Annotated in this window: 23 protein-coding genes; 19 read left to right on the top strand and 4 right to left on the bottom strand. The window is 72.9% G+C overall.

Annotated elements, in window-relative coordinates; genetic code table 11:
- The first annotated feature begins 183 nt into the window (after positions 1–183).
- Complete coding sequence (gene whiG / locus LX15_RS22615; protein ID WP_253671642.1) at positions 184–993, top strand: RNA polymerase sigma factor WhiG; 810 nt, start codon at positions 184–186, stop codon at positions 991–993.
- Positions 994–1132: 139 nt separating this feature from the next.
- Here the strand turns inward: whiG and LX15_RS22610 are convergent, their stop codons facing one another.
- On the bottom strand, positions 1133–1702 hold the full coding sequence (locus LX15_RS22610; RefSeq protein WP_253671641.1) for a M23 family metallopeptidase: 570 nt from the start codon (positions 1700–1702) through the stop codon (positions 1133–1135).
- 364 nt (positions 1703–2066) lie between these two features.
- Between LX15_RS22610 and rpsB the strand changes: the two genes are divergently transcribed.
- From rpsB to LX15_RS22585, 5 genes are all read left to right on the top strand, one after another.
- Positions 2067–2891 (top strand): 30S ribosomal protein S2, encoded by an 825-nt coding sequence (gene rpsB / locus LX15_RS22605; RefSeq protein ID WP_253671640.1) that lies wholly within the window; start codon positions 2067–2069, stop codon positions 2889–2891.
- Between the two features lie 100 nt (positions 2892–2991).
- On the top strand, positions 2992–3807 hold the full coding sequence (gene tsf, locus LX15_RS22600; RefSeq protein ID WP_253671639.1) for a translation elongation factor Ts: 816 nt from the start codon (positions 2992–2994) through the stop codon (positions 3805–3807).
- 108 nt (positions 3808–3915) lie between these two features.
- A complete protein-coding gene (pyrH, locus tag LX15_RS22595) occupies positions 3916–4665 on the top strand; it encodes a UMP kinase (protein WP_253671638.1) in 750 nt (249 codons plus the stop codon).
- Positions 4666–4729: 64 nt separating this feature from the next.
- Positions 4730–5287, top strand: coding sequence for a ribosome recycling factor (frr, locus tag LX15_RS22590; RefSeq protein ID WP_253671637.1), 558 nt, complete (start codon positions 4730–4732; stop codon positions 5285–5287).
- Positions 5288–6163, top strand: coding sequence for a phosphatidate cytidylyltransferase (locus LX15_RS22585; protein ID WP_253671636.1), 876 nt, complete (start codon positions 5288–5290; stop codon positions 6161–6163). It begins immediately after the preceding gene.
- A gap of 61 nt (positions 6164–6224) precedes the next feature.
- Here the strand turns inward: LX15_RS22585 and LX15_RS22580 are convergent, their stop codons facing one another.
- Positions 6225–7025, bottom strand: coding sequence for a VOC family protein (locus LX15_RS22580; protein ID WP_253671635.1), 801 nt, complete (start codon positions 7023–7025; stop codon positions 6225–6227).
- 331 nt (positions 7026–7356) lie between these two features.
- On the opposite strand from LX15_RS22580, the gene tatA reads away from it, so the two are divergent.
- The 7 genes from tatA to LX15_RS33625 all read left to right on the top strand — a co-directional run bounded on the left by tatA (position 7357) and on the right by LX15_RS33625 (position 13182).
- Positions 7357–7659, top strand: coding sequence for a Sec-independent protein translocase subunit TatA (gene tatA / locus LX15_RS22575; protein ID WP_253671634.1), 303 nt, complete (start codon positions 7357–7359; stop codon positions 7657–7659).
- Between the two features lie 16 nt (positions 7660–7675).
- Entirely contained in the window at positions 7676–8317 is a 642-nt protein-coding gene (locus LX15_RS22570; protein ID WP_253671633.1) for a response regulator, read from the top strand.
- A 29-nt stretch (positions 8318–8346) separates the two neighbouring features.
- The gene (locus LX15_RS33220) at positions 8347–9504 is read left to right on the top strand and encodes a sensor histidine kinase (protein WP_253671632.1); all 1158 of its coding nucleotides are present in this window, start codon (positions 8347–8349) and stop codon (positions 9502–9504) included.
- Positions 9505–9661: 157 nt separating this feature from the next.
- On the top strand, positions 9662–10804 hold the full coding sequence (locus LX15_RS22560; RefSeq protein ID WP_253671631.1) for an LCP family protein: 1143 nt from the start codon (positions 9662–9664) through the stop codon (positions 10802–10804).
- Between the two features lie 47 nt (positions 10805–10851).
- Positions 10852–11613 carry a class I SAM-dependent methyltransferase gene (locus LX15_RS22555; protein ID WP_253671630.1) on the top strand — a complete coding sequence of 254 codons (762 nt, stop codon included), beginning with the start codon at positions 10852–10854 and terminating at the stop codon, positions 11611–11613.
- A 124-nt stretch (positions 11614–11737) separates the two neighbouring features.
- Positions 11738–12859 carry a dual-specificity RNA methyltransferase RlmN gene (gene rlmN / locus LX15_RS22550; RefSeq protein WP_253671629.1) on the top strand — a complete coding sequence of 374 codons (1122 nt, stop codon included), beginning with the start codon at positions 11738–11740 and terminating at the stop codon, positions 12857–12859.
- A gap of 101 nt (positions 12860–12960) precedes the next feature.
- On the top strand, positions 12961–13182 hold the full coding sequence (locus LX15_RS33625) for a FitA-like ribbon-helix-helix domain-containing protein (RefSeq protein ID WP_372502777.1): 222 nt from the start codon (positions 12961–12963) through the stop codon (positions 13180–13182).
- Between the two features lie 261 nt (positions 13183–13443).
- On the opposite strand, the gene LX15_RS22545 is transcribed toward LX15_RS33625, so the two are convergent.
- Positions 13444–13743: a DUF2631 domain-containing protein gene (locus LX15_RS22545; RefSeq protein WP_253671628.1), complete on the bottom strand. Its 300-nt coding sequence runs from the start codon at positions 13741–13743 to the stop codon at positions 13444–13446.
- 295 nt (positions 13744–14038) lie between these two features.
- Here LX15_RS22545 and LX15_RS22540 point away from each other — a divergent pair, with 295 nt between their 5' ends.
- From LX15_RS22540 to LX15_RS22525, 4 genes are read left to right on the top strand one after another with little or no spacing between them, the layout of a single operon-like run.
- Positions 14039–15244, top strand: a complete 1206-nt coding sequence (locus tag LX15_RS22540) for an ABC transporter ATP-binding protein (RefSeq protein ID WP_253671627.1) — start codon at positions 14039–14041, stop codon at positions 15242–15244.
- 4 nt (positions 15245–15248) lie between these two features.
- Positions 15249–16409 (top strand): polyamine ABC transporter substrate-binding protein, encoded by a 1161-nt coding sequence (locus tag LX15_RS22535; RefSeq protein WP_253671626.1) that lies wholly within the window; start codon positions 15249–15251, stop codon positions 16407–16409.
- A complete protein-coding gene (locus tag LX15_RS22530; protein ID WP_253671625.1) occupies positions 16409–17260 on the top strand; it encodes an ABC transporter permease in 852 nt (283 codons plus the stop codon). Before LX15_RS22535 ends, LX15_RS22530 begins: the two co-directional genes overlap by 1 nt.
- Positions 17257–18147, top strand: coding sequence for an ABC transporter permease (locus tag LX15_RS22525; RefSeq protein WP_253671624.1), 891 nt, complete (start codon positions 17257–17259; stop codon positions 18145–18147). Before LX15_RS22530 ends, LX15_RS22525 begins: the two co-directional genes overlap by 4 nt.
- Before the next feature lie 292 nt (positions 18148–18439).
- Here the strand turns inward: LX15_RS22525 and LX15_RS22520 are convergent, their stop codons facing one another.
- Entirely contained in the window at positions 18440–18706 is a 267-nt protein-coding gene (locus tag LX15_RS22520; RefSeq protein WP_253671623.1) for a GlsB/YeaQ/YmgE family stress response membrane protein, read from the bottom strand.
- A 170-nt stretch (positions 18707–18876) separates the two neighbouring features.
- Here LX15_RS22520 and dxr point away from each other — a divergent pair, with 170 nt between their 5' ends.
- Positions 18877–20163, top strand: a complete 1287-nt coding sequence (dxr, locus tag LX15_RS22515; protein WP_253671622.1) for a 1-deoxy-D-xylulose-5-phosphate reductoisomerase — start codon at positions 18877–18879, stop codon at positions 20161–20163.
- On the top strand, positions 20160–21359 hold the full coding sequence (locus tag LX15_RS22510; protein ID WP_253671621.1) for a M50 family metallopeptidase: 1200 nt from the start codon (positions 20160–20162) through the stop codon (positions 21357–21359). Before dxr ends, LX15_RS22510 begins: the two co-directional genes overlap by 4 nt.
- The last annotated feature ends 10 nt before the right edge of the window (positions 21360–21369 follow it).

Genomic DNA, 21369 nt, shown 5'->3' with positions numbered 1-21369 from the left:
GCGCCCCGGGTGCCGACGGCGTCCTTGGCGGGCCGCCGTTCCACGCGGGACGACCGCCCCGGCAGCGCGGTTCCCCTGCGTGCCGCCCCGGCTCGGGGTGTTGGTGATGGCGTGACGGCTGACACCGTCGTCACAGGGAGTGGCGGGGAGTGCGGACGGGTGCGGGCGACGGGTGCGCGGACGATGGGTGCTGAGGGGCGACGGGACGGCGGTGACCAGCGCAGCGCGGACGACGTCGAGGCCGGCATCGTGGCCCTGTGGCGGGCGTACGGCCGGAGCGGGGACCAGGCGTTGCGCGACCGGTTGGTGCTGCACTACGCGCCGTTGGTGAAGTACGTGGCCGGCCGGGTCGGAACGGGCCTGCCGTCCCACGTCGACGTCGCCGACCTGGTGCAGTCGGGGATCTTCGGTCTGGTCGACGCGATCGAGAAGTTCGAGCCGGAGCGGGGCCTGAAGTTCGAGACGTACGCGATGCAGCGGATCAGGGGCGCGATCCTCGACGATCTGCGTGCCCAGGACTGGGTGCCGAGGTCGGTCCGCAGTCGGGCGCGGGACGTCGAGCGCGCGCTGGAGCGGCTGGAGGCCCGGTTGCAGCGCACGGCGACGGACGCCGAGCTGGCCGGCGAACTCGGGATCGGCCTCGGTGAGCTGCGGGAGCTGTACGCGCAGTTGCAGCTCACCAGCGTGGTGGCCCTGGACGAGCTGATCGCGGCGGGCCGGGGCAGCGCGTCGCTGGCCGAGACGTTGCCGGACGACCGCGCCGAGGACCCGGTGGCCACGCTGGTGGACCAGGACAGCCGGCGGCAGCTCGCCGACGCGATCGCCCAGCTCAGCGAGCGGGACCGGATCGTGGTGACGCTCTACTACTTCGAGAACCTCACCCTGGCCGAGATCGGCAGGGTGCTCGGGGTGACCGAGTCCCGGGTCTGCCAGCTCCACACGCGTGCCGTGCTGCGTCTGCGCACCAAGCTGGCGGAGCAGAACGACAGTTGAGGCCCGGCGGGGCAGAACGACGGCTGAGGCCTGGCAGCGCAGAACGACGGCTGAGGGCTGGCAGCGCAGGACGACGACGCAGGCGGCCGGAGCCGCAGCGGACGATGCGGGTGTCGCCTGGCGGGCTCGCACCTCCCGGTCATCCCCCTTTCCAGGGCAGGAGCCGGACGCGGTGGGGCCGGAGCAGGCGGAGCGGGTCGAGGTACTCGCGTTCGCGGCGCACGCCCCAGTGCAGGCAGGCCGCGCCCTCGCCGCTGGCGGCGCACCCGGCGTGGCCAGCCTCCAGGACGCCGATGACCTGGCCGCGGCGGACGCGTTGGAGGGCCTCGACGCGGGGTGTGACGGGTTCGTAGGTGGTGCGGAGCCCGCCGGGGTGCTCGATGGAGATCACGTTGCGGTTCACGACGTGGCCGGCGAGCAGCACGATGCCGTCGCCCGCCGCCAGCACCGGCTGTCCCGCCACGCCCCCGAGGTCGACTCCGCGGTGGCCCGGCCCGTACGCGTGCGGTGGCGGCACGAAGGGGCGGAGCACCGGGGGCGGGCCGGCCAGGGGCCAGTCGAACTCGGGTCGGGGCGCGGGGGCGGGCGGACCGGCGCGGGCGGCCTGGGCCGGCCGCGGGTCGGCGGCGGACGCGCTGGCCGTGGTGAGGCAGCAGGCCAGCAGGAGGGTGAGCAGGGCGCGGATCGCGGGGACCACGGGTTCGACCATGGGTTCACGGTGCGGCAGGTCGTGACCCAGGGCTAGTGCCCGGTCGCGTTCTGTGGACAACTCGGCGGCCTGTGGACAACTCCGGCCCCGACCGGGACCTCGGGATGAGGTTCGTCGGACCGACCCACTACACTTTCTGCGGCGGTCCGTGTGTGCGCGGACCGACTTCGCGTGCCGGCGCACGCCCCAGCGGTCGCGGGGCACGACGCCCGGCGGTCCCGGCGGACGACCCAGCGACAGGGTCGCCGGTGGGTCCGGGCGGCGGCGCGGCACCAGGGCGAGGGGCCACCCGGCCCGTCGCGTCAACCGAACCGCGTGTCGGCTCACCCCGGCACGCCCGAGCCACGAGGTGCGGAAACCGGCCATGGCCGTCGTCACCATGAAGCAGCTGCTCGACAGCGGCGTGCACTTCGGACACCAGACCCGGCGCTGGAACCCGAAGATGAAGCGCTACATCCTGACCGAGCGCAACGGCATCTACATCATCGACCTTCAGCAGACGCTGACCTACATCGACCGGGCCTACGAGTTCGTCAAGGAGACCGTGGCCCACGGTGGCAGCATCCTGTTCGTCGGCACCAAGAAGCAGGCCCAGGAGGCCATCGCCGAGCAGGCGCTGCGGGTCGGCATGCCGTTCGTGAACCAGCGCTGGCTGGGCGGCATGCTCACCAACTTCCAGACCGTCCACAAGCGCCTCCAGCGCCTCAAGGAGCTGGAGTCGATGGAGCAGACCGGCGGGTTCCAGGGTCTCACCAAGAAGGAGATCCTGATGCTGACCCGCGAGAAGGACAAGCTCGAGAAGACGCTGGGCGGCATCCGCGACATGCAGAAGGTGCCGAGCGCCATCTGGGTCGTGGACACCAAGAAGGAGCACATCGCCGTCGGCGAGGCCCGCAAGCTGGGCATCCCGGTCGTGGCGATCCTCGACACCAACTGCGACCCGGACGAGGTCGACTACCCGATCCCGGGCAACGACGACGCCATCCGGTCGGCCGCGCTGCTGACCCGCGTGGTGGCCGACGCCGCCGCCGACGGTCTCATGTCGCGCTCCGGGCGCGGCGCCGCCGAGGGCGAGGAGAAGCCGGAGCCGGGCGTGGCCAGCGAGGAGCCGCTGGCCGAGTGGGAGCAGGAGCTGCTGACCGGCGCCGCCGAGGGCGCCCAGGGCTCCGAGCCCACCGCTCAGGCCTGATCCGTTCCGCCCGGGCCGCCGCCGGTCGGCGGCCCGGGCGGGTCGCGCCCCGTACCCCACATCCCCGCCGCGTACACCGAAGAAGGACGGACAACGCACGATGGCGAACTACACCGCGGCCGACGTCAAGCGTCTCCGCGAGCTCACCGGCTCCGGCATGATGGACTGCAAGAAGGCGCTGGAGGAGGCGCAGGGCGACTTCGACAAGGCTGTCGAGATCCTGCGCATCAAGGGCGCCAAGGACGTGGGCAAGCGCGCCGAGCGCACCACCGCCAACGGCCTCGTGGCCGCGGACGGCGGCGTGATGATCGAGCTGCGCTGCGAGACCGACTTCGTCGCCAAGAACGCCGACTTCCAGGAGCTGGCCTCGCGGATCGTCGCGGTGGCCAAGGCCGCCAAGCCGGCCGACGTCGAGGCCCTGAAGGCCGCCGAGTTCGACGGCAAGACCGTCGACGCCGCGGTGCGGGAGCTCTCGGCCAAGATCGGTGAGAAGCTGGAGCTGGCCCGCGTCGCCGTGTTCGACGGCCCGGTCGCCACCTACCTGCACAAGCGCGCGGCCGACCTGCCGCCGGCCGTCGGCGTGCTGGTCGAGTTCACCGGCGACGACGTGGACGCCGCCAAGGGCGCCGCCATGCAGATCGCCGCGATGAAGCCGCGCTACGTCACCCGTGACGAGGTCCCGGCCGACGTCGTCGCCAACGAGCGCCGCATCGCCGAGCAGACCGCGCGCGAGGAGGGCAAGCCGGAGCAGGCCCTTCCGAAGATCGTCGAGGGTCGCGTGAACGGCTTCTTCAAGGACGTCGTGCTGCTGGACCAGGCGTCCGTGCAGGACTCGAAGAAGACCGTGAAGGCCGTGCTGGACGAGGCGGGCGTGACCGTGACCCGGTTCGCCCGGTTCGAGGTCGGCCAGGCCTGACCCACCCGAGGACGGGGCCGCCGTGCGGCGAGACGACGCGCGCTGGCGGCCCCGTCTTCGCGTATCCGCAACGCGATCACGCCGTGACGGCGACAAGGAGGAGGACGGGTGACCGAGAACGGCGGACAGCGGACCGGCTACAGGCGGGTCCTGCTCAAGCTCGGCGGTGAGATGTTCGGCGGCGGGAGCGTCGGCGTCGACCCGGACGTGGTCCACTCGGTCGCCCGCCAGATCGCCGAGGTGGTGCGCGACGGCGTCCAGGTGGCCGTCGTGATCGGCGGCGGCAACTTCTTCCGCGGCGCCGAGTTGCAGCAGCGGGGCATGGAGCGGGACCGCGCCGACTACATGGCGATGCTCGGCACCGTGATGAACTGCCTGGCCCTCCAGGACTTCCTGGAGAAGGAGGGCGTGCCGACCCGCGTGCAGACCGCCATCACCATGGGGCAGGTCGCCGAGCCCTACATCCCCCGGCGCGCCGAGCGGCACCTGGAGAAGGGCCGCGTCGTGATCTTCGGCGCCGGTGTGGGCATGCCGTACTTCTCCACCGACACCGCCGCGGCCCAGCGCGCGCTGGAGATCGGCTGCGAGGCGGTGCTCATGGCCAAGGCCGTCGACGGCGTCTACACCGCCGACCCCAAGCTGGACGCGGCCGCGGTGATGTTCGAGAACATCACCCACCGCGAGGTCCTGGAGCAGGGGCTGAAGGTCGCCGACGCGACCGCCTTCAGCCTGTGCATGGACAACAACATGCCGATCATCGTGTTCAACCTCCTCACCGAGGGCAACATCGGCCGCGCCGTGCGCGGTGAGAAGATCGGGACCCTGGTCAGCACCCCCGGCGGTGCGGCCACGGCCTGACCGTGCTGGGATCGGCCTCACCGCGAGCGTCCACCCCGCAGCAGCAAGCACAGAAGGAGCAGCCGTGATCGACGAGACCCTCCTCGACGCCGAGGAGAAGATGGAGAAGGCGGTGTCGGTGGCCAAGGAGGAGCTGGCCACGGTGCGCACCGGCCGGGCAAACCCCGCCATGTTCCACGGCATCACGGTCGACTACTACGGTGCGCCGACGCCGATCAACCAGGTGGCCAGCATCTCGGTGCCCGAGGCGCGGATGGCGGTCATCAAGCCCTACGACGCCAGCCAGCTCCGCACCATCGAGAAGGCGATCAGGGACTCCGACCTCGGCGTCAACCCGAGCAACGACGGCACCATCATCCGGGTGGTCATCCCGGCGCTGTCCGAGGAGCGCCGCCGCGAGATGGTGAAGATCGCCAAGGGCAAGGGCGAGGACGCGAAGGTGTCCGTCCGCAACGTCCGGCGCAAGGCCAAGGACGAGCTCGACCGCATCGTCAAGGACGGCGAGGCCGGTGAGGACGAGGTCGCGCGCGCCGAGAAGGAGCTCCAGGCCCTCACCGACAAGTACGTCTCCCAGATCGACGTGCTGGTCAAGCACAAGGAATCCGAGCTCCTCGAGGTCTGAGTGGTGACGGCCAGCCAACGGGGGGATGCCGCCGACGCGTCGGGCGGCACGTCAGGGAAGAAGCCTTCGCGGGCTGGCCGGGACCTCCGGGCGGCGATCGCGGTCGGCGTCGGGCTCGGCGCGGCGATCCTGGTGGCGCTGCTCACCGTGCGCGAGGTGTTCATCGGGATCGCCGCCCTCGCCGTCGCCGTCGCGACGTGGGAGCTGGACGGCGCGTTGCGCAGGGGCGCGGGTATCCGGCTCCAGTTGCCCGTGCTGTTGGTCGGCGGCCAGGCCATGGTCTGGCTGTCCTGGCCGTTCGGGCGCAGCGGGGTGTTGGCCGCGTTCGTGGTCACCATCCTGTGCTGCCTGGTGTGGCGGATGCGGGCGGGCGCGGAGGGCTACCTCAGGGACGTGGCCGCGTCCGTGTTCACCGCGGCCTACGTGCCGTTGTTCGCGTCGTTCGCGGCGATGCTCGTGGTGCCCGACGACGGCCAGTACCGGGTGCTCTGCTTCATGATCGGGGTGGTCTGTTCCGACACCGGCGGCTACGTCGCCGGGGTGTTGTTCGGTCGCCACCCGATGGCCCCGACGATCAGCCCGAAGAAGTCGTGGGAGGGCTTCGCCGGGTCGATGGTGGCCGGCGTGGTCGGGGGCGCCCTGTCGGTGAGCCTGTTGCTCGGCGGGCAGTGGTGGCAGGGCGTGCTGTTCGGCGCGGCGCTGGTGGTCACCGCGACCGTCGGCGACCTCGTCGAGTCGATGATCAAGCGCGACCTGGGGGTGAAGGACATGGGCACGTTGTTGCCGGGCCACGGCGGGTTGATGGACCGCCTGGACTCGTTGCTGCCCTCGGCCGTGGTCGCCTGGTTGTTGTTGCGCGCGTTCGTGCCGGCCTGACCGGGGCCGGCACGGCGCCCGCCGGCGGTGGTCGGCGGTGGTGGGGGCGGCCGGGGCGTGGTCACGTCCTGGACGCGCTGTCCCGCACGGCGAAGGTCGCCCCGGACGGGTCGGTGAGGACGGCGACGCGGCCCTCCCGGGTGGTGAACGGCGCGAGCGCGACGTGTCCGCCGTGCCGCAGGGCGCGCTCGGCGAGGCGGTCGACGCCCACCTCGGGGTCGACGTCGAAGTACACCATCCAGTGCGGGGGCATCTCGCGCGGGAACTCCGGCCCCATCCCCAACCGGCCGAGTCGGGTCGTGCGGCCGCCCAGCGACCAGAGGGTGTAGTCGGTGGTGCGGGGGTCGTCCCACGGCTCCTGGGTGTAGCCGAACAGGGCGGCGAAGAACGTGTCGGCCATCGAGCCGTCCCGGGAGTGCAGCTCGCCGCGGCTGACCGCGCCGGGCAGGGCCATGGTGAACCGCCAGGCGCCGGTGGGCTGCCAGAAGCCGACGACCGCTCCGGTCGGGTCGGCGGCGATCAGCATGTGCCCGCGCCCCGGCAGCTCGACTGGGCCGTGCACGAGCTGGCCGCCGAGCAGGCTCACCTGTTGCGCGGTGCGGCCGGCGTCGACGGTGGCCAGGTAGAGCATCCACGTGGCCAGCTCGTTCGGCGCGCGTCCCTGGCAGGTGTAGAGACCGGCCACGGGCCGGTCGTGGAGCAGCGCGAAGGTGTAGTTGCCGGTGGTCGGGTCGGGGTTGATGGCGTAGCGCCAGCCGAACAGGCCGGCGTAGAACTCGCGGGAGGCCCGGGGGTCCGGGCTGGCGAGCTCGACCCAGCACGGGGTGCCCGGCGCGAAGCCGGCCGGGTCGGCGTGGACCATGGGCGCCCTCCTCTCCTGCACGGCGCCGAGGGCCGTGTGATCAGCGGGAATCCGTGTCGGACCCTAGGCCGGCGGGGGGACCTTCCCCGACCGCACCGCGCCCGGACATCCCCCGATCAGGGGGCCGGTGGTCGACCACGGGGTGACCCGCTGGGCGGTGACCCGGGGATCGGACCCACCCCTAGCGTCGAGGTGTGGCGGGGCTCGTCCCCGCCGCCGGACCTGGCAGGGGACGGGGCGGCCACCACCCGTCCGCCGTTCCCGTTCCCTGCCGGGGCGGGCGACGCGAGGGGCCCCGGGCAGCGCCCGGGCCCGGTGGGAGGTCCTGGCGATGGGTGGGTTGAGCCCCTGGCACTGGCTGGTCGTCGTGCTGGTGTTCGCGATGCTGTTCGGCGCGAAGCGCCTGCCGGACGCGGCGCGGTCGGTCGGCCGGTCGCTGCGGATCTTCCGCGCGGAGATGGGCACCGCCGGGCAGTCCGGCGAGCACGCCGCGGCCTACGATGGGGCCGCCGGAGCGAAGCCCGAGGCGGCGGGGGACCGTGGTCTTCCCGCGTCGGGGCCCGACCCGGTGTCCTCGGTCGACCGGCGGGCGGAGGGCGCACGGCCGCCGGCCGCTGGGCCGGCGGGGCGGTGAACGGGGGATTGCGGACGTGAGCGGCGACCGGGTCCGGGTGGTGATCGCCGAGGATCACCCGATCTACCGGGACGGACTGAGCCGGGCCCTGGGCTGGAACCACGACATCGAGGTGGTGGCGGCGGTCGCCGACGGCGAGCAGGCGTTGGTGGCGGCGCGGGAGCACGCCCCCTGCGTGCTGATGGTCGACTACAACCTCCCCGGCAGGAACGGCGTCCAGGTCGCGGACGCGGTGACCAGGGACGGGCTGGACTGCCGGGTGCTGTTGATCTCGGCGACCACGGACGGGCCGGTCGTGTTCGAGGCCCTGGAGCGGGGCGCGGCCGGGTACCTCGGCAAGGACGCCGACCGTGACCAGATCATCGACGCGGTGCTGCGGGTGGCCAGGGGCCAGGCGGTGTTGCCGCCGGAGGTGGCGACCGGCCTGGCCGGGCAGATCCGGATGCGGGGCGGTCAGCACCGCCCGGTGCTGACCGACCGGGAGCGGGAGGTGTTGCGGTCCTTCGCGGCCGGCCTGACGATCCCGCAGGTGGCGCGGAACCTGCACCTGAGCCCGAGCACGGTGAAGAGTCACACGCAGCGGCTGTACGAGAAGCTCGGCGTGGGCGACCGGGCGGCGGTGGTGGCCGAGGCCATGCGCCGCGGCCTGCTGGAGTGAGGTCGGCCGGGTCGAGGGGACCGGCGTCCGTGCGCGGCGCCGGGTGGGCGCGCCTGCTCCTGGTGCTGCCGTTGTCCCTGGGGGGCCTGACGGCCACCGAGGGCGAGCACCGCGTCGTGTTCTACTCCGTGGTCGCGGCCTACGTCCTGTGGGCTCTGGGCTGGCTGCGGTTCGTGACCCGGCCCGAGCGGGTGGGGCCGATGGCCGCGGTGGTGGCCGCGGTGGTCGACCTCGTCGTGATCACCGTCCTTGCGGCGTTGTCCCGGGGCCCGGGTTCGGAGGCGCGGTACGCGTACTTCCTGTTGCCGGTGGCGGCGATCCCGTGGAACCGCGCGTGGCTGACGGCGGGGGTGGGCCTCGCCGGTTTGGTGGGGCACGGGGTGCTGGTCCTCGCGCCGCTGCGCCCCGAGGACGTGGCGAATCTGGACCCGTCGCGCGGGCTTCCGTACGACCTGCTCCGCGCCGGCACCGACGCCAGCTACCTGTTGTGGCTCACGGGTATGTGCACGTTGTTGACGGTGGCCCTGGGAAGGCGCAGCGAACGCATCCAGAGCCTGGTGGACGAACGGGAGCGTCTGCTCGCGGAGGTCCTGCGGGTGGAGGACCGGGAGCGGGCGGCGTTGGCCGAGGCGTTGCACGACGGCGCGGTGCAGAACCTGCTGGCGGTGCGGCTGGATCTGGAGGAGGTCGCGCCGGAGCAGCGGGGCGCGTGGTGGCACCGGGTGCGTGAGGTGGTGACGGACACCGTGCGGGAGCTGCGGGAGGCGGTGTTCGAGCTGCACCCGCGCGTCCTGCGGGAGGCCGGTCTGGCCCAGGCCCTGCGCAGCCTGGGGGAGCGGGCGGCGAAGCGGGGCCGGTTCACCCTGGAGTGCCGGATTGACCCGGTGCCGAGGCATCCGGCCGAGCAGTTGGTGTACTCGGCGGCGCGCGAGTTGCTGGCCAACGTCGAGCGGCACGCCAGGGCCTCCCACGTGGAGCTGCGGTTGAGCGCGAGCGCCGGGCGCCTGCGGCTGTCCGTGCGGGACGACGGGGTGGGCATCCAGCCCGGTGTGCTGCGGCGGCGCATCGCCGAGGGGCACATCGGGCTGGCCAGTCAGCAGGTCCGGATCACTGGCGCGGGCGGCGCCTTCCAGGTGTGCCCGCGTGAGGGCGGGGGCACGGTCGTCGACGTCGAGTTGCCCTACTGAGCCGTCCCGCCGGGGTGGGGGACGCGCGCGACCGGGAGGAGCGGCTGACCCCGCGTGGCCCGGTCGGCCCCGGCCGATCGGCCCTGCCCGGGCCGACCACGCTCCGTCCCGTTGGGCGGAGGAGCCGACGGGGCGGCTCCCGGGACAGTGGTCGACGATGCGACGTGGGACGACCGCTGCGCGGGGTGACGCGCGGCACCGCCTCCGGCTGGTGCGGCGCGGCCGTTGGCTGCGCGGGAGCCTGGTGGGGCTGGCGGTCCTCAGCCTGTTGCTCGCCGGCTCGTTCGGGCTGACGTGGTGGCGTCTGGACGCCGCGATGCGCCGGGTGAACGGAGTGCTCCAGGTTGATCACCCGGACGTCGTGGGCGTCGCACGACGGCGGGGCGCGGAGAACGTCCTGGTCATCGGCGTGGAATCGCGAGCAGGCGGAAGTGCCGGGACGCGCGGGGCCGGGACGGGCGGGGCTGGGACGAGCAGGGCTGGGACGAGTGGGGTCGAGGGCGCCCGGCCCGACACCACTGTCCTGGTGCATGTGCCGGCCGACCGCGCGAGTGTCACGGCGGTGAGCATTCCCGGGAACGCATGGGTGGAGGTGCCGGCCTGCCCGCGCCAGGGCGGCGGCTGGACCACTCCCTACACGGGAGCGCTCGACTCCGCGTTGTCCACCGGTGGTCCGGCCTGCGCCGTGCGGACGGTGCAGAAGCTGACCGGCGTGGTCGTCACCCGGTACGTCCAGCTCGACGTCCACGCCCTCGGGGCGGTCGTGGACGCGCTCGGCGGTGTGGAGATCGACTACGACGGGGTGTGGCCGGCGCCCGACCCGGACAGCGGCCTGGCGCTGCGGCCGGGGCGCAACGAGTTGGACGGCGAGCGAGCGCTGGCCTACGTGCGCGAGTGGCGTGGTCCCGGAGGTGCGGTGGACTCGCACCGTGTTCGGCGGCAGCAGGAGCTCGTGAGGGCGGTGGCGCGCAAGGCCCGTGACGACGCCCCGCTCGACCCGGTCCGGCTGCGGCGCGTCGTGTCGGACGTCCTGGCTTCGTCCACTGTGGACGAACGCGCCTCGCTGGTCGACCTGGAGGGGCTGGTCGCGACCCTGCGATCCGTCCCGCCGGAGCGGTTCGTCCTCCTCGCCGCGCCGATCGCCTCGATCGGCACCGGCACCAGCACCGGCCCCGATCACGGCTCTGATCCCGGCTCCGAGGGCGGTCTCCGGCAGGGCGGCGACCGCGTGCTCCTCGACGTCGAGGCCGGCCGCCGTCTCTATCGCGCGCTCGCCGCCGACGCGCCGCTTCCCGGATGAGTCGGCCGGCACTGGCACGCCCGCGCATCACCTGGTAGAGCGAAAGGGTGAGGAACTTCGTGCGGGCGGCCCTGTCGGCGTCGACGTCGTCGGCGGCCCGTGCTCCCGAGGTCGTGCCCAGCCCGAACATCTGGCACTGGCCCGAGGTGTACGAGGTGGAGAACCACGCCCAGGACTCCGGTGGGGCGATCTGGAGCGCGCTGCGGGAGGCGTACGACTTCGCCGGCCGCGACGTGGTCGACGTCGGCTGCGGCGACGGGTTCCACCTCCCGGTGTTCGCCGCCACCGCGCGATCGGTGACCGGCGTCGAGCCGCACCCGCCGCTGGTGGAGCGGGCGCGGCGTCGGGTCGCCGCTCTGGACAACGTGACGGTCCTGGTCGGCCCGGCCCAGCGGCTGCCCGTGGCGGAGGCGAGCGCGGACCTGGTGCACGCGCGCACCGCCTACTTCTTCGGGCCGGGCTGCGAGCCGGGGCTGCGTGAGGCCGACCGGGTCCTGCGACCCGGCGGGGTGCTCGCGGTCGTCGACCTCGACGCCAGCAGCGCGCCGTACGGGAACTGGATGCGCGCGGACATGCCGCACTACGACCCGGTGGCGGTCGAGGCGTTCTTCGCCAGGCACGGTTTCGACTGCCGCCGCGTCGACACCCTGTGGCGGTTCCCGGACCGGGCGAGCCTGGAGGCGGTGCTGCGGATCGAGTTCTCGCCGAAGGTGGCCGAACGGGCCATCGCCGAGACCCAGGGCCTGACGATTCCGGTTCGCTACCGCCTGCACACCCGGACCAAGCCTGAGGGAATCGTCCTCGGCTGACGCTGGGCGGTCTCCTCACCTTCCCCGCGTTCCGGCGACCGCCGGGGCCGGAACGCGGGCTGCGGCGGGCGTAACACCGGACGCCGGCCGGGTCACGCGCGCGATCTGGAACACTGGGACCGTTATGACTTCGCTCCCGCTCGTGTTCGACGCCCCGCGCCGTGGCCGGCCGCCGCGGCACCTCGCCGACCTCTCCGCCGAGCAGCGCCAGGCGGCCGTCGTCGAGCTGGGGGAGAAGCCCTTCCGGGCCAAGCAGCTCTCGCACCACTACTTCGGGCGGCTCACCGCCGACCCGGAGGCGATGACCGACATCCCGGCCACCACCAGGGCCCAGCTCGTGGAGCGCCTGCTGCCGCCGCTGCTCACCCCGGTGCGCCACGTGACCTGCGACGACGGTCAGACGCGCAAGACGCTGTGGAAGGCCCACGACGGCACGCTGCTGGAGAGCGTGCTCATGCGGTACCCCGACCGGGCGACCGTGTGCATCTCCAGCCAGGCCGGCTGCGGCATGGCCTGCCCGTTCTGCGCCACCGGCCAGGGCGGCCTCCAGCGCAACCTGTCGACGGCCGAGATCGTCGAGCAGGTGCGCGCGGCCGCCGCCGCCATGCGGGACGGCCTGCTGCCCGGGATCGACGGCGGTGAGGACGCGGGTCGGCTCACCAACATCGTGTTCATGGGCATGGGCGAGCCGCTGGCGAACTACCGCCGCGTGGTCGACGCCGTGCACCGCATCTGCGACCCGGCCCCCAACGGCCTCGGGATCTCGCAGCGGTCGGTCACCGTCTCCACGGTCGGCCTGGTCCCGGCGATCCACAAGCTCGCCGACGAGGGCCTCCAGGTGCGGCTGGCGGTGTCGCTGCACACGCCGGACGACGAGCTGCGCGACACCCTCGTGCCGGTGAACACGCGCTGGAAGGTCCGGGAGGTGCTGGAGGCCGCGCGTCACTACGCCGACCGCACCGGCCGGCGCGTCTCGATCGAGTACGCCCTGATCCGCGACGTCAACGACCACGGCTGGCGGGCGGACCTGCTGGGCCGGCTCCTGCGCGAGCACCTGGGCCAGCTCGTGCACGTCAACCTGATCCCGCTCAACCCGACGCCGGGGTCCAAGTGGGACGCCTCGCCGAAGCCGGTGGAGCGGGAGTTCGTGCGCCGCGTGCAGGAGCAGGGCGTGGCCTGCACGGTCAGGGACACCCGGGGTCAGGAGATCGCCGCGGCCTGCGGCCAGCTCGCCGCCGAGGGTTGATCACCCGGCCCGGCGGAAGCCGGCGAACCCTCTGGCGCTCCCGCCCCACGGACGCCAGAGCCCGCACTGTGCTGGTAGTGACAGCGTCAGAGGGTTCGTGCATGGCGGCCTTGTCCATCCGCGACGTGGACGAGGGCCTCAACGCGGAGTCGCGCGTCCGCGCCGCCGAGCACGGTCGGTCCATGGATGCATGGAGGTGGAGGTGCGGGCGATCCTCATCTCCGCCCCCACCAGGCCGACCCGCGAGATGGGGATGGGGACCCGCATTCGCCGTAGGTCCTCCGGCGCGGGGCCGCGGCGCTCGAACTCCCGGAACGGACTGAGCCGGCGCGCGTCGTGGACCTCCCCGAGTGATCACCCTCGGCGCGAGCGGCCTTTCCGAGCTGGTGTGGCGTTGACCTGGCCACGAGGAACGCCCGCGACTTCGCGAACACCAGGGCCGAGGTGCTCGACCCGTGGAGTGGTGACAGCCCGGCGACCAACGCGCTGGTCGGTGGAACGACGGAAGGCGCGCCCGGGACCGTGAGAGGTCCCTGGACGCGCCTTCGGTGTGGGCTCGGGCGACCGGTGGTCGATGGCCGGGGTCAGCGCCGCCAGTGGGTGCGGCGCTTGACGATGTCGCGCACCAGCATGAAGGCCATGGTCACGGCGATCAGGACGAGGAACACGTCCTCGACGCGGCCGCGGTGGTTGCCGATGAGCATCAGCAGCATCACGGCGGCGGTGAACCAGCCGGCGATCTGGGTGGCGCGCGGGAAGGTGCCGTGCCAGCCCCACTCCGCCGACGGCTCCTGCTCCAGGTCCAGCTCCGTCACGGCGCGCCGCTGCTCCAGCTCCGCGGTGGACGGGCGGGACGAGTTGGACGAGTTGGACACAGTGGCCACTACCTCTCCTGCGCCAGCATCACGGTCGGGTTGCGCCGGCCATCGTCGCACACGATCGGGTGGCGGACGCGTTGGGCTCGGTTCGCTGTGACCGGGTGAACTCGTCTACCCTGGCGCACCGCGGGCCCGCCCGCGCCCGTGTTCGCGGGGCCCGCCCGGTCGGTGCCCGCGGGCGGAGGGGACCACGGCCCGACCGTGGCCGCCTCCGACGAAGCCGGCGCGCCTCGCGCGACCCGTCCCGTTCCCCCAACCGCACGGCCCGTCGTGGCCGAAGACTGCCTGGAAGGTGCCCGGATTGACCGATGAGCCGCCTGGTGGGTTCCACCCGGCAGAGGAGCGCACGCCCGACACGTTCGCCCCGGTCGAGGTGGGGATCTACGGGGTCACCAAACGCTTCTCCGACCAGGTGGCGGTCGATGGCGTCTCGCTGCGGGTGCACGAGGGCGAGTTCTTCTCGGTGCTCGGTCCGTCGGGCTGCGGCAAGACCACGCTGCTGCGGATGATCGCCGGGTTCGTCGACCCGGACGCCGGCCGGATCGAGCTGGACGGCGTGGACATGGTCGGCGTGCCGCCGTTCCGCCGTGACGTCAACACGGTCTTCCAGTCCTACGCGCTGTTCCCGCACATGAGCGTGTGGGACAACGTCGCCTACGGCCTGCGCCGGAAGCGGATCAAGGGCTCCGAGCTGCGGGAACGCGTCGGGGAGCACCTGGAGCTCGTGCAGTTGTCGGCGTTCGCCAAGCGGCGCCCCACCGAGCTGTCCGGGGGCCAGCAGCAGCGGGTGGCCATCGCCCGCGCGCTGGCCGCCCGCCCCCGCGTCCTGCTGCTCGACGAGCCCCTCGGCGCGTTGGACGCGCAGCTCCGCAAGCAGATGCAGATCGAGCTGATGCGCATCCAGCGCGAGGTCGGCACGACGTTCCTCTACGTCACGCACGACCAGGAGGAGGCGCTGGTCCTGTCGCACCGGGTCGCGGTGATGAACGCCGGCCGGGTGGAGCAGGTCGGCTACCCCGAGGACGTCTACGAGCGGCCGGCGACCCGGTTCGTCGCCGGGTTCATCGGCACGTCCAACATCCTGGACGCCACCGTCTCGGGCCTGGCCGACGGCGCGGTGGAGCTGACCGCCGACGGCGTGGAGCGGCTGCGGGCGAGCCTGCCGGCCGGCCGCGCGGTGCGTCACGGGCAGCGACTGGCGGTCACCGTGCGCCCCGAGAAGCTGCACCTGTACGACGCCGACGGCGACGAGCAGCCGCCAGCGGGCTGGTGCTCGCTCACCGGCACCGTCGCCGACGTCGTCTACACCGGCATGTCCACGCAGTACGTCGTCGACGTGCCCGGCGGCGGGTCGCTGGTGGCGTTCGTGCAGAACGCCCGGCGGATCTCCGACGCCGGCACGCCGGGCCAGCCGGTGCGGATGGCGTGGGACCCCGAGTTCACCGTCGTGCTGGACGCCGAGCCGGTCGGGCAGGACCGGCGTGAGCTGGTCGAGGAGGTGCGCTGACCCGATGGGTGGCAACGAGCGGACCGTGCGCGTCGCGCGGCTGTGGGACGCCGGCAGCCCGAGGATGACCCGCCGGTCGATGCTGCGGTCGATGGCCTTCTTCGCGCTCGCCGCGCAGGGCGCCGCGGCCTGCGGCATCTCCGAGGCGCCGCCGGCGCCGAGCGGGTCGGCGACCGACGTGAAGGCGACCAACGACGTCGACGAGAAGAAGCTCAACTTCTTCAACTGGACCGACTACATCGCCGACGACACCGTGCCCGGCTTCCAGGCGGAGACCGGCATCCAGGTGACCTACGACAACTTCAGCTCCAACGACGAGCTGGAGGCCAAGATCGCGTCGGGGGCCGCCGGGTACGACCTGGTCGTGCCCAGCGACAACTTCCTGCGCCGGTTCCTGCGGTCGAACCTGGTCCGCCCGTTGGACCACGACCTGATCCCGAACCTGCGCAACCTGGAGCAGCGGTTCAGGGAGGCCGACTACGACCCGGGCAACCGGTACTCGATCCCGTGGGCGTGGGGCACCACCGGCCTGGCCTACTCGCGGTCGCAGGTCGGCGCCGAGGTCACCGGGTTCTCCGCCTACGACCTCGCGTCGGTGAAGGGGCGCGCCACCATCCTGGACGAGGCCAGGGACGGCATGATGATCGGCCTGCTGTCGCTGGGCCACGACCCGAACACCAAGGACGCCCGGCAGATCGAGGACGCGACCCGCTACCTGCTCGACCTGAAGAAGAAGATCGGGCAGATCACCTCCGACGTCATCGAGCCGCTCACCTCGGGCCAGGTCCCGCTCGCGCAGTGCTACTCGGGCGACGCCTTCCAGGCCAGGAAGGCCAACCCCGACCTCGCCTACGCCATCCCGCGCGAGGGCGGCATGAGCTACGTCGACCTGCTGTGCATCCCGGCCAAGGCCCCGCACGCCGAGAACGCGCACCGCTTCCTCGACTACGTGCTCCGGCCGGACGTCGGCGCGAAGCTGGCCAACGCCATCCGCTACGGCAGCGCCAACGCCGCCGCCAAGCCGATGATCGACAAGGAGCTGCTGGACGACCCGCTGGTGTACCCGCCGGCGGACGTGCTCGCCAAGCTCCCGTTCACCAAGGACCTCGGTCCTGACGTGGAGGCCAGGTACGCCGACGCGTGGACCAGGGTCAAGACGGGCTGATGGCACGGCGTCGCGTTCCCCGTTGGCTGTCGGCCAACCTCCTGCTGCTGCCGACCGGGCTCTGGTTGGCGTTGTTCCTGCTGGTCCCGCTCGCCCTGGTGGTGCAGTACAGCTTCGCCACCAGGGACACCGGGCCGCTGCGCGTGGTGTTGCCCTGGACCGCGCAGGCGTACCGCACCGCGCTGGACCCGGCGTTCCTGCCGATCTTCGGTCGGACGCTGGCCTACGCGGCGCTGACGACGGTGGCCTGCCTGGTGCTGGGCTTCCCGCTGGCGTGGTTCATCGCGCGGCACGGCGGCCGACACCGCAACGCGCTGCTGGCGGCGGTGCTGGTGCCGTTCTGGGCGAGCTACCTGGCGCGCATCTACGCGTGGAAGGCGCTGCTGGACGGCGACGGCCTGGTCAACCGGCTGCTCGGCGCGGTGGGGTTGGGCCGCGAGGGCGGCTTCCTGCTCACCGACGGCGCCGTGGTGCTCGGGCTCACCTACGGCTTCCTGCCGTTCATGGTGCTGCCGCTGTACGTGGCGTGCGAACGGTTCGACTACCGGCTGGTGGAGGCGTCCTACGACCTCGGCCACGGCCGGGTGTCGACGTTCTTCCGGGTGGTGTTGCCCGGGGTCCGGCCGGGTGTGCTCGCCGGCTCGCTGCTCGTGCTCGTGCCCTCGGCCGGCGACTTCGTCACGCCGAAGCTGCTCGGCGGCGTCGACCAGTCCACCTTCGGCAGCGTCATCGACGACCAGTTCCGGGGCGGCAACAACTGGCCGCTGGGGTCGGCGATGGCGGTGTTGCTGATGGCGTTGGTGGTCGTGGTGCTCGTCGTGCGTGGCCGTCGAGGGGAGGACGTGCTGTGAACGCGCACCGCGCCGACGGGCGCGTGACCGTGGCGGGGGAGCCCGCTCCCCGGGGCCGCCGTCGCCGCGGGGCCGGCCGCCGGCCGTGGGCGCTGGTCACCGCGGTGGCCCTGGTGTTCGTGTTCCTCTACGCCCCGATCCTGTGGCTGGCGCTGGTCTCGTTCAACGACTCGCGCACGGTCAGCCGGTTCACCGGGTTCTCCACCCACTGGTACGCGGAGCTGGTCGCCGACGAGCGGGTGCGGTCCGCGTTGGGCCTGACGCTGCGGCTGGCGCTGAGCAGCGCCGCGGTGTGCACCGTCGTCGGCACGCTGGCGGCGTTCGGGCTGCGCCGGGTGTTCCGGGGGCGCGGGCTGTGGACGGTGGTGCTCAGCCTGCCGCTGGTGGTGCCCGAGGTCGTGATGGGGGTCAGCCTGCTGGCGTTCTGTGTGAAGCTCGCCGGCATCCCGCTGGGCTTCGGCGCGCTGCTGGCCGCGCACGTCGCGTTCTCGCTGAGCTTCGTGGTGGTCGTGGTGCGGTCCCGGCTGGCGGGGATGGACGTGCGGCTGGAGGAGGCCGCCGCCGACCTGGGCGCCGGCCCGCTCACCGCGTTCCGCACGGTGACGTTGCCGCTGGTCGCGCCGGCGGTGGTCGCGGGGGCGGCGTTCGCCTTCCTGCTGTCCTTCGACGACCTGGTGATCTCCAGTTACCTCACGGGCGTCGGCTCCACCACGTTGCCGGTGTTCATCTACGGCCAGGCGAGCAAGCGCGGGGTGTCGCCGGAGATCGTCGCCCTGTCGACGCTGATGGTCGCCGTGAGCGCCGCGTTGTTGCTCGTCGGGGTGGCGGTCGTGTCGTGGCGGGCGCGCCGGGCGGGAAGGCGCGCGGACCTGGCGCTGCCGGGCTGACAGACGGCTGCCAGGTCGGGCGGGCCGGTGGAGAGGTAGCCGGTGAAGAGGTCGAGGTGGCGCGGGGCTCGTCCCCTGCGCCGCCGAGCTGGAGAAGCCCCCGCCGGGGTGCTGACGACGGCGTGCGCCTGGTGTCGTCCGACCGGCGGCTCGGGCGGCTCGGGCAGCTCCGGCGGCGAGGCGGCGGGGCGGCGGGGCCCCCGTGGTCGGCGGGGACGAGTCCGGACAGACGTCGACCGCGGCGCCCCTCGGGGAAAGGGGCGCCGCGGTCGGTGCTGACGGACCTGGCCCGTCAGTGGGTGACGCGCCTGCCGACGACCGCTCGGTAGATCGCCAGCACGACGATCGAGCCGAGGATGGCCAGCAGCCAGGTCCGGATGTCGAAGAACTGGCCCAGGTCGGTGTTGAAGATCAACCGACCGATGAAGCCACCGACGAAGGCGCCGACGATGCCCAGCAGCATCGTCACCAAGATCCCACCCGGGTCCCTACCGGGCATGATGGCCTTGGCCAGTGCGCCCGCGAGCAAGCCAAGCACGATCCAGCCGATGATGCCCACCGGTGTCTCCTTCCTCGGCGCGCCCGGGGCGCGCCCTCGGCGATCACTACCGCCGCTACTGAGTTGCCCGTGCGCGGCGTCCTCACGCTCCCCTGGGGTTCGTCGTTATCAGGACGTTATCTTGGGGCACCTCAACGGGGGTTTACCCCGGTTCGGGGACAATGGGGGCGATGGAGTCCGCCAGCAGCCAGGGCCCAGCGCCCGCAGCACCCCAGACGCCCCCCTCCCAGCAGCGCGGCGTGCTCGTTCTCGGGTCAACCGGGTCGATCGGCACGCAGGCGCTCGACGTGGTCCGGCGGAACCCGGACCGGTTCCGCGTGGTCGGCCTGGCCGCCGGCGGCGCCGACCCGGCCACCGTGGCCGAGCAGGCGGTCGAGTTCGGCGTGTCCGCCGTCGCCCTGGCCAGGGCGACCGCCGCCGAGGACCTCCAGCTCGCCCTGTACGCCGCCGCCCAGCGGCGCGGCTACGAACGCGGCGAGTTCCGCCTGCCCCGGGTCCTGGTCGGCCCGGACGCGGTCACCGAGCTGGTCGCCAGCACCCCGACCGACGTCGTGCTCAACGGCGTCGTCGGCTCGCGCGGCCTGACCGTGACCCTGGAGGCACTGCGCACCGGGGCCACCCTCGCGCTGGCCAACAAGGAGTCGCTCATCGCGGGCGGCCCCCTGGTGCTGGCCGCCGCGCGGCCCGGCCAGATCGTGCCCGTGGACTCCGAGCACTCGGCGCTCGCGCAGTGCCTGCGCGGCGGCCGCGCCGACGAGGTCGACCGGCTGGTGCTCACCGCGTCCGGCGGCCCCTTCCGCGGCCGGCGCCGCGAGGAGCTGGACGAGGTCACGGTGGAGCAGGCGCTGGCCCACCCCACGTGGGCCATGGGGCCGATGAACACCCTCAACTCGGCGACCCTGGTCAACAAGGGCCTGGAGCTGATCGAGGCGCACCTGCTGTTCGGCGTGCCCTACGAGCGGATCGACGTGGTGGTGCACCCGCAGTCGATCGTGCACTCCATGGTCGTGTTCGCCGACGGCTCGACGCTGGCCCAGGCCAGCCCGCCGGACATGCGGCTGCCGATCGCGCTCGGCCTCGCCTGGCCGGACCGGGTGCCCGGCGCGACCCGGCCCTGCACGTTCCAGGTGCCGACGGCGTGGACCTTCGAGCCGGTCGACGACGAGGCCTTCCCCGCGGTGGCGCTGGCCCGCGCCGCGGGCTCGGCGGGCGGCTGCCTGCCGGCGGTGTACAACGCGGCCAACGAGGAGGCCGCCGAGGCGTTCCTCGCCGGCGGCATCCGGTTCACGGCCGTCGTGGACACGGTCGCCGAGGTGTTGTCCGAGGCCGACGGCTGGCGCGCGGCGCCGGCCGACGTGGCCGACGTGCTCGCGGCCGAGGAGTGGGCGCGGGCGCGGGCCAGGGAACTGGTGGGGGCGGCCGGCGCGGCCGCCGGGGCGGGGAGGAACACGCGGTGACGTTCGTGCTCGGGGTCGTCCTCTTCGCGTTGGGCATCGGCGTCTCGATCGCCCTGCACGAGTTCGGCCACCTGCTGACCGCCAAGGCCTTCGGCATGAAGGCCACGCGGTACTTCGTCGGCTTCGGGCCGAAGATCTTCTCGTTCCGCAGGGGCGAGACCGAGTACGGGCTCAAGGCGATCCCGGCCGGCGGGTTCGTGCAGATCGTGGGCATGACCGCGCTGGAGGAGGTCGACCGCGAGGACGAGCCGCGCGCCTTCTACAACAAGCCGGTGTGGCAGCGCGTCATCGTGCTCGCCGCCGGGTCCATCACGCACTTCCTCATCGGCATCCTCGTGTTGTTCGTGATGGCCGTCTCGATCGGGCTGCCCAACCTGGACAACAAGGCCATCGTCGGCGAGGTCAGCGCCTGCGTCCCGGCCACGCCCACCCAGAAGGAGTGCCGGCCCGGCGACCCCGCCCCCGCGCGGCAGGCCGGGCTGCGGCCGGGCGACGAGATCCTCGCCGTGGGCGGCAGGAGCACCCCGACCTACGAGGACGTCCTGAGGACGACCAGGGAGATGTCCGGCCCGACGCCGTTCCGCATCCGGCGCGACGGGCAGGAGCAGACCCTCACGGTGGACGTGGCGAAGGTGCAGCGCGCACCGCTGGACGCCAAGGCCGGCGACACCCAGTTGGTCAGCGTCGGCGCCGTGGGCCTGTCGAACTCGCGACTGCTCCAGTACGGCGTGCTGGAGGCCGTGCCGGCGACCCTGGGCCTGACCGGGCAGATGTTCGAGAACACCTGGGAGGGCATCAAGCGGCTCCCCCAGAAGGTGCCGGCGGTGTGGCGGGCCATCATGGGGGAGAACGACCCGGAGCGCCCGGTCAGCGTGGTCGGCGCCAGCGTCATCGGCGGCGACGCGGCCGAGCGCGGCCTGTGGGAGCTGTTCCTGATGCTCCTGGCCGGCCTGAACTTCTTCGTCGGCGTGTTCAACCTGCTGCCGCTGCTGCCGTTGGACGGCGGCCACATCGCGGTCAACGTCTACGGCAGGGTGCGGGACTGGGTGCGCCGGCTGCGGGGGCTGCCCGCGGGCGCCCCCGTCGACTACACCAAACTGCTCCCGATCACGTACGTGCTCATGCTCCTCGGCGGCGCGATGATGCTGCTCACGGTGACCGCCGACATCGTCAACCCCATCCGGCTGCCCCAGTAACCTGGACTGG

Origin of the sequence: Streptoalloteichus tenebrarius, assembly GCF_024171885.1 — a bacterium.
In the GTDB taxonomy this organism is placed as follows: Bacteria; Actinomycetota; Actinomycetes; order Mycobacteriales; family Pseudonocardiaceae; genus Streptoalloteichus; species Streptoalloteichus tenebrarius.
The sequence above is the reverse complement of the archived record's forward strand: the minus strand, read 5'-3'. Positions and strand labels throughout refer to the sequence as shown.

Coding starts and splice junctions, on each gene's coding strand:
- LX15_RS33625 (WP_372502777.1), top strand. CDS start 12,961: ATGGCGGCCTTGTCCATCCGCGACGTGGACGAGGGCCTCAACGCGGAG.
- tsf (WP_253671639.1), top strand. CDS start 2,992: ATGGCGAACTACACCGCGGCCGACGTCAAGCGTCTCCGCGAGCTCACC.
- LX15_RS22530 (WP_253671625.1), top strand. CDS start 16,409: ATGGCACGGCGTCGCGTTCCCCGTTGGCTGTCGGCCAACCTCCTGCTG.
- LX15_RS22560 (WP_253671631.1), top strand. CDS start 9,662: ATGCGACGTGGGACGACCGCTGCGCGGGGTGACGCGCGGCACCGCCTC.
- LX15_RS22580 (WP_253671635.1), bottom strand. CDS start 7,025: ATGGTCCACGCCGACCCGGCCGGCTTCGCGCCGGGCACCCCGTGCTGG.
- tatA (WP_253671634.1), top strand. CDS start 7,357: ATGGGTGGGTTGAGCCCCTGGCACTGGCTGGTCGTCGTGCTGGTGTTC.
- dxr (WP_253671622.1), top strand. CDS start 18,877: ATGGAGTCCGCCAGCAGCCAGGGCCCAGCGCCCGCAGCACCCCAGACG.
- LX15_RS22535 (WP_253671626.1), top strand. CDS start 15,249: ATGGGTGGCAACGAGCGGACCGTGCGCGTCGCGCGGCTGTGGGACGCC.
- rpsB (WP_253671640.1), top strand. CDS start 2,067: ATGGCCGTCGTCACCATGAAGCAGCTGCTCGACAGCGGCGTGCACTTC.
- whiG (WP_253671642.1), top strand. CDS start 184: ATGGGTGCTGAGGGGCGACGGGACGGCGGTGACCAGCGCAGCGCGGAC.
- LX15_RS22610 (WP_253671641.1), bottom strand. CDS start 1,702: ATGGTCGAACCCGTGGTCCCCGCGATCCGCGCCCTGCTCACCCTCCTG.
- rlmN (WP_253671629.1), top strand. CDS start 11,738: ATGACTTCGCTCCCGCTCGTGTTCGACGCCCCGCGCCGTGGCCGGCCG.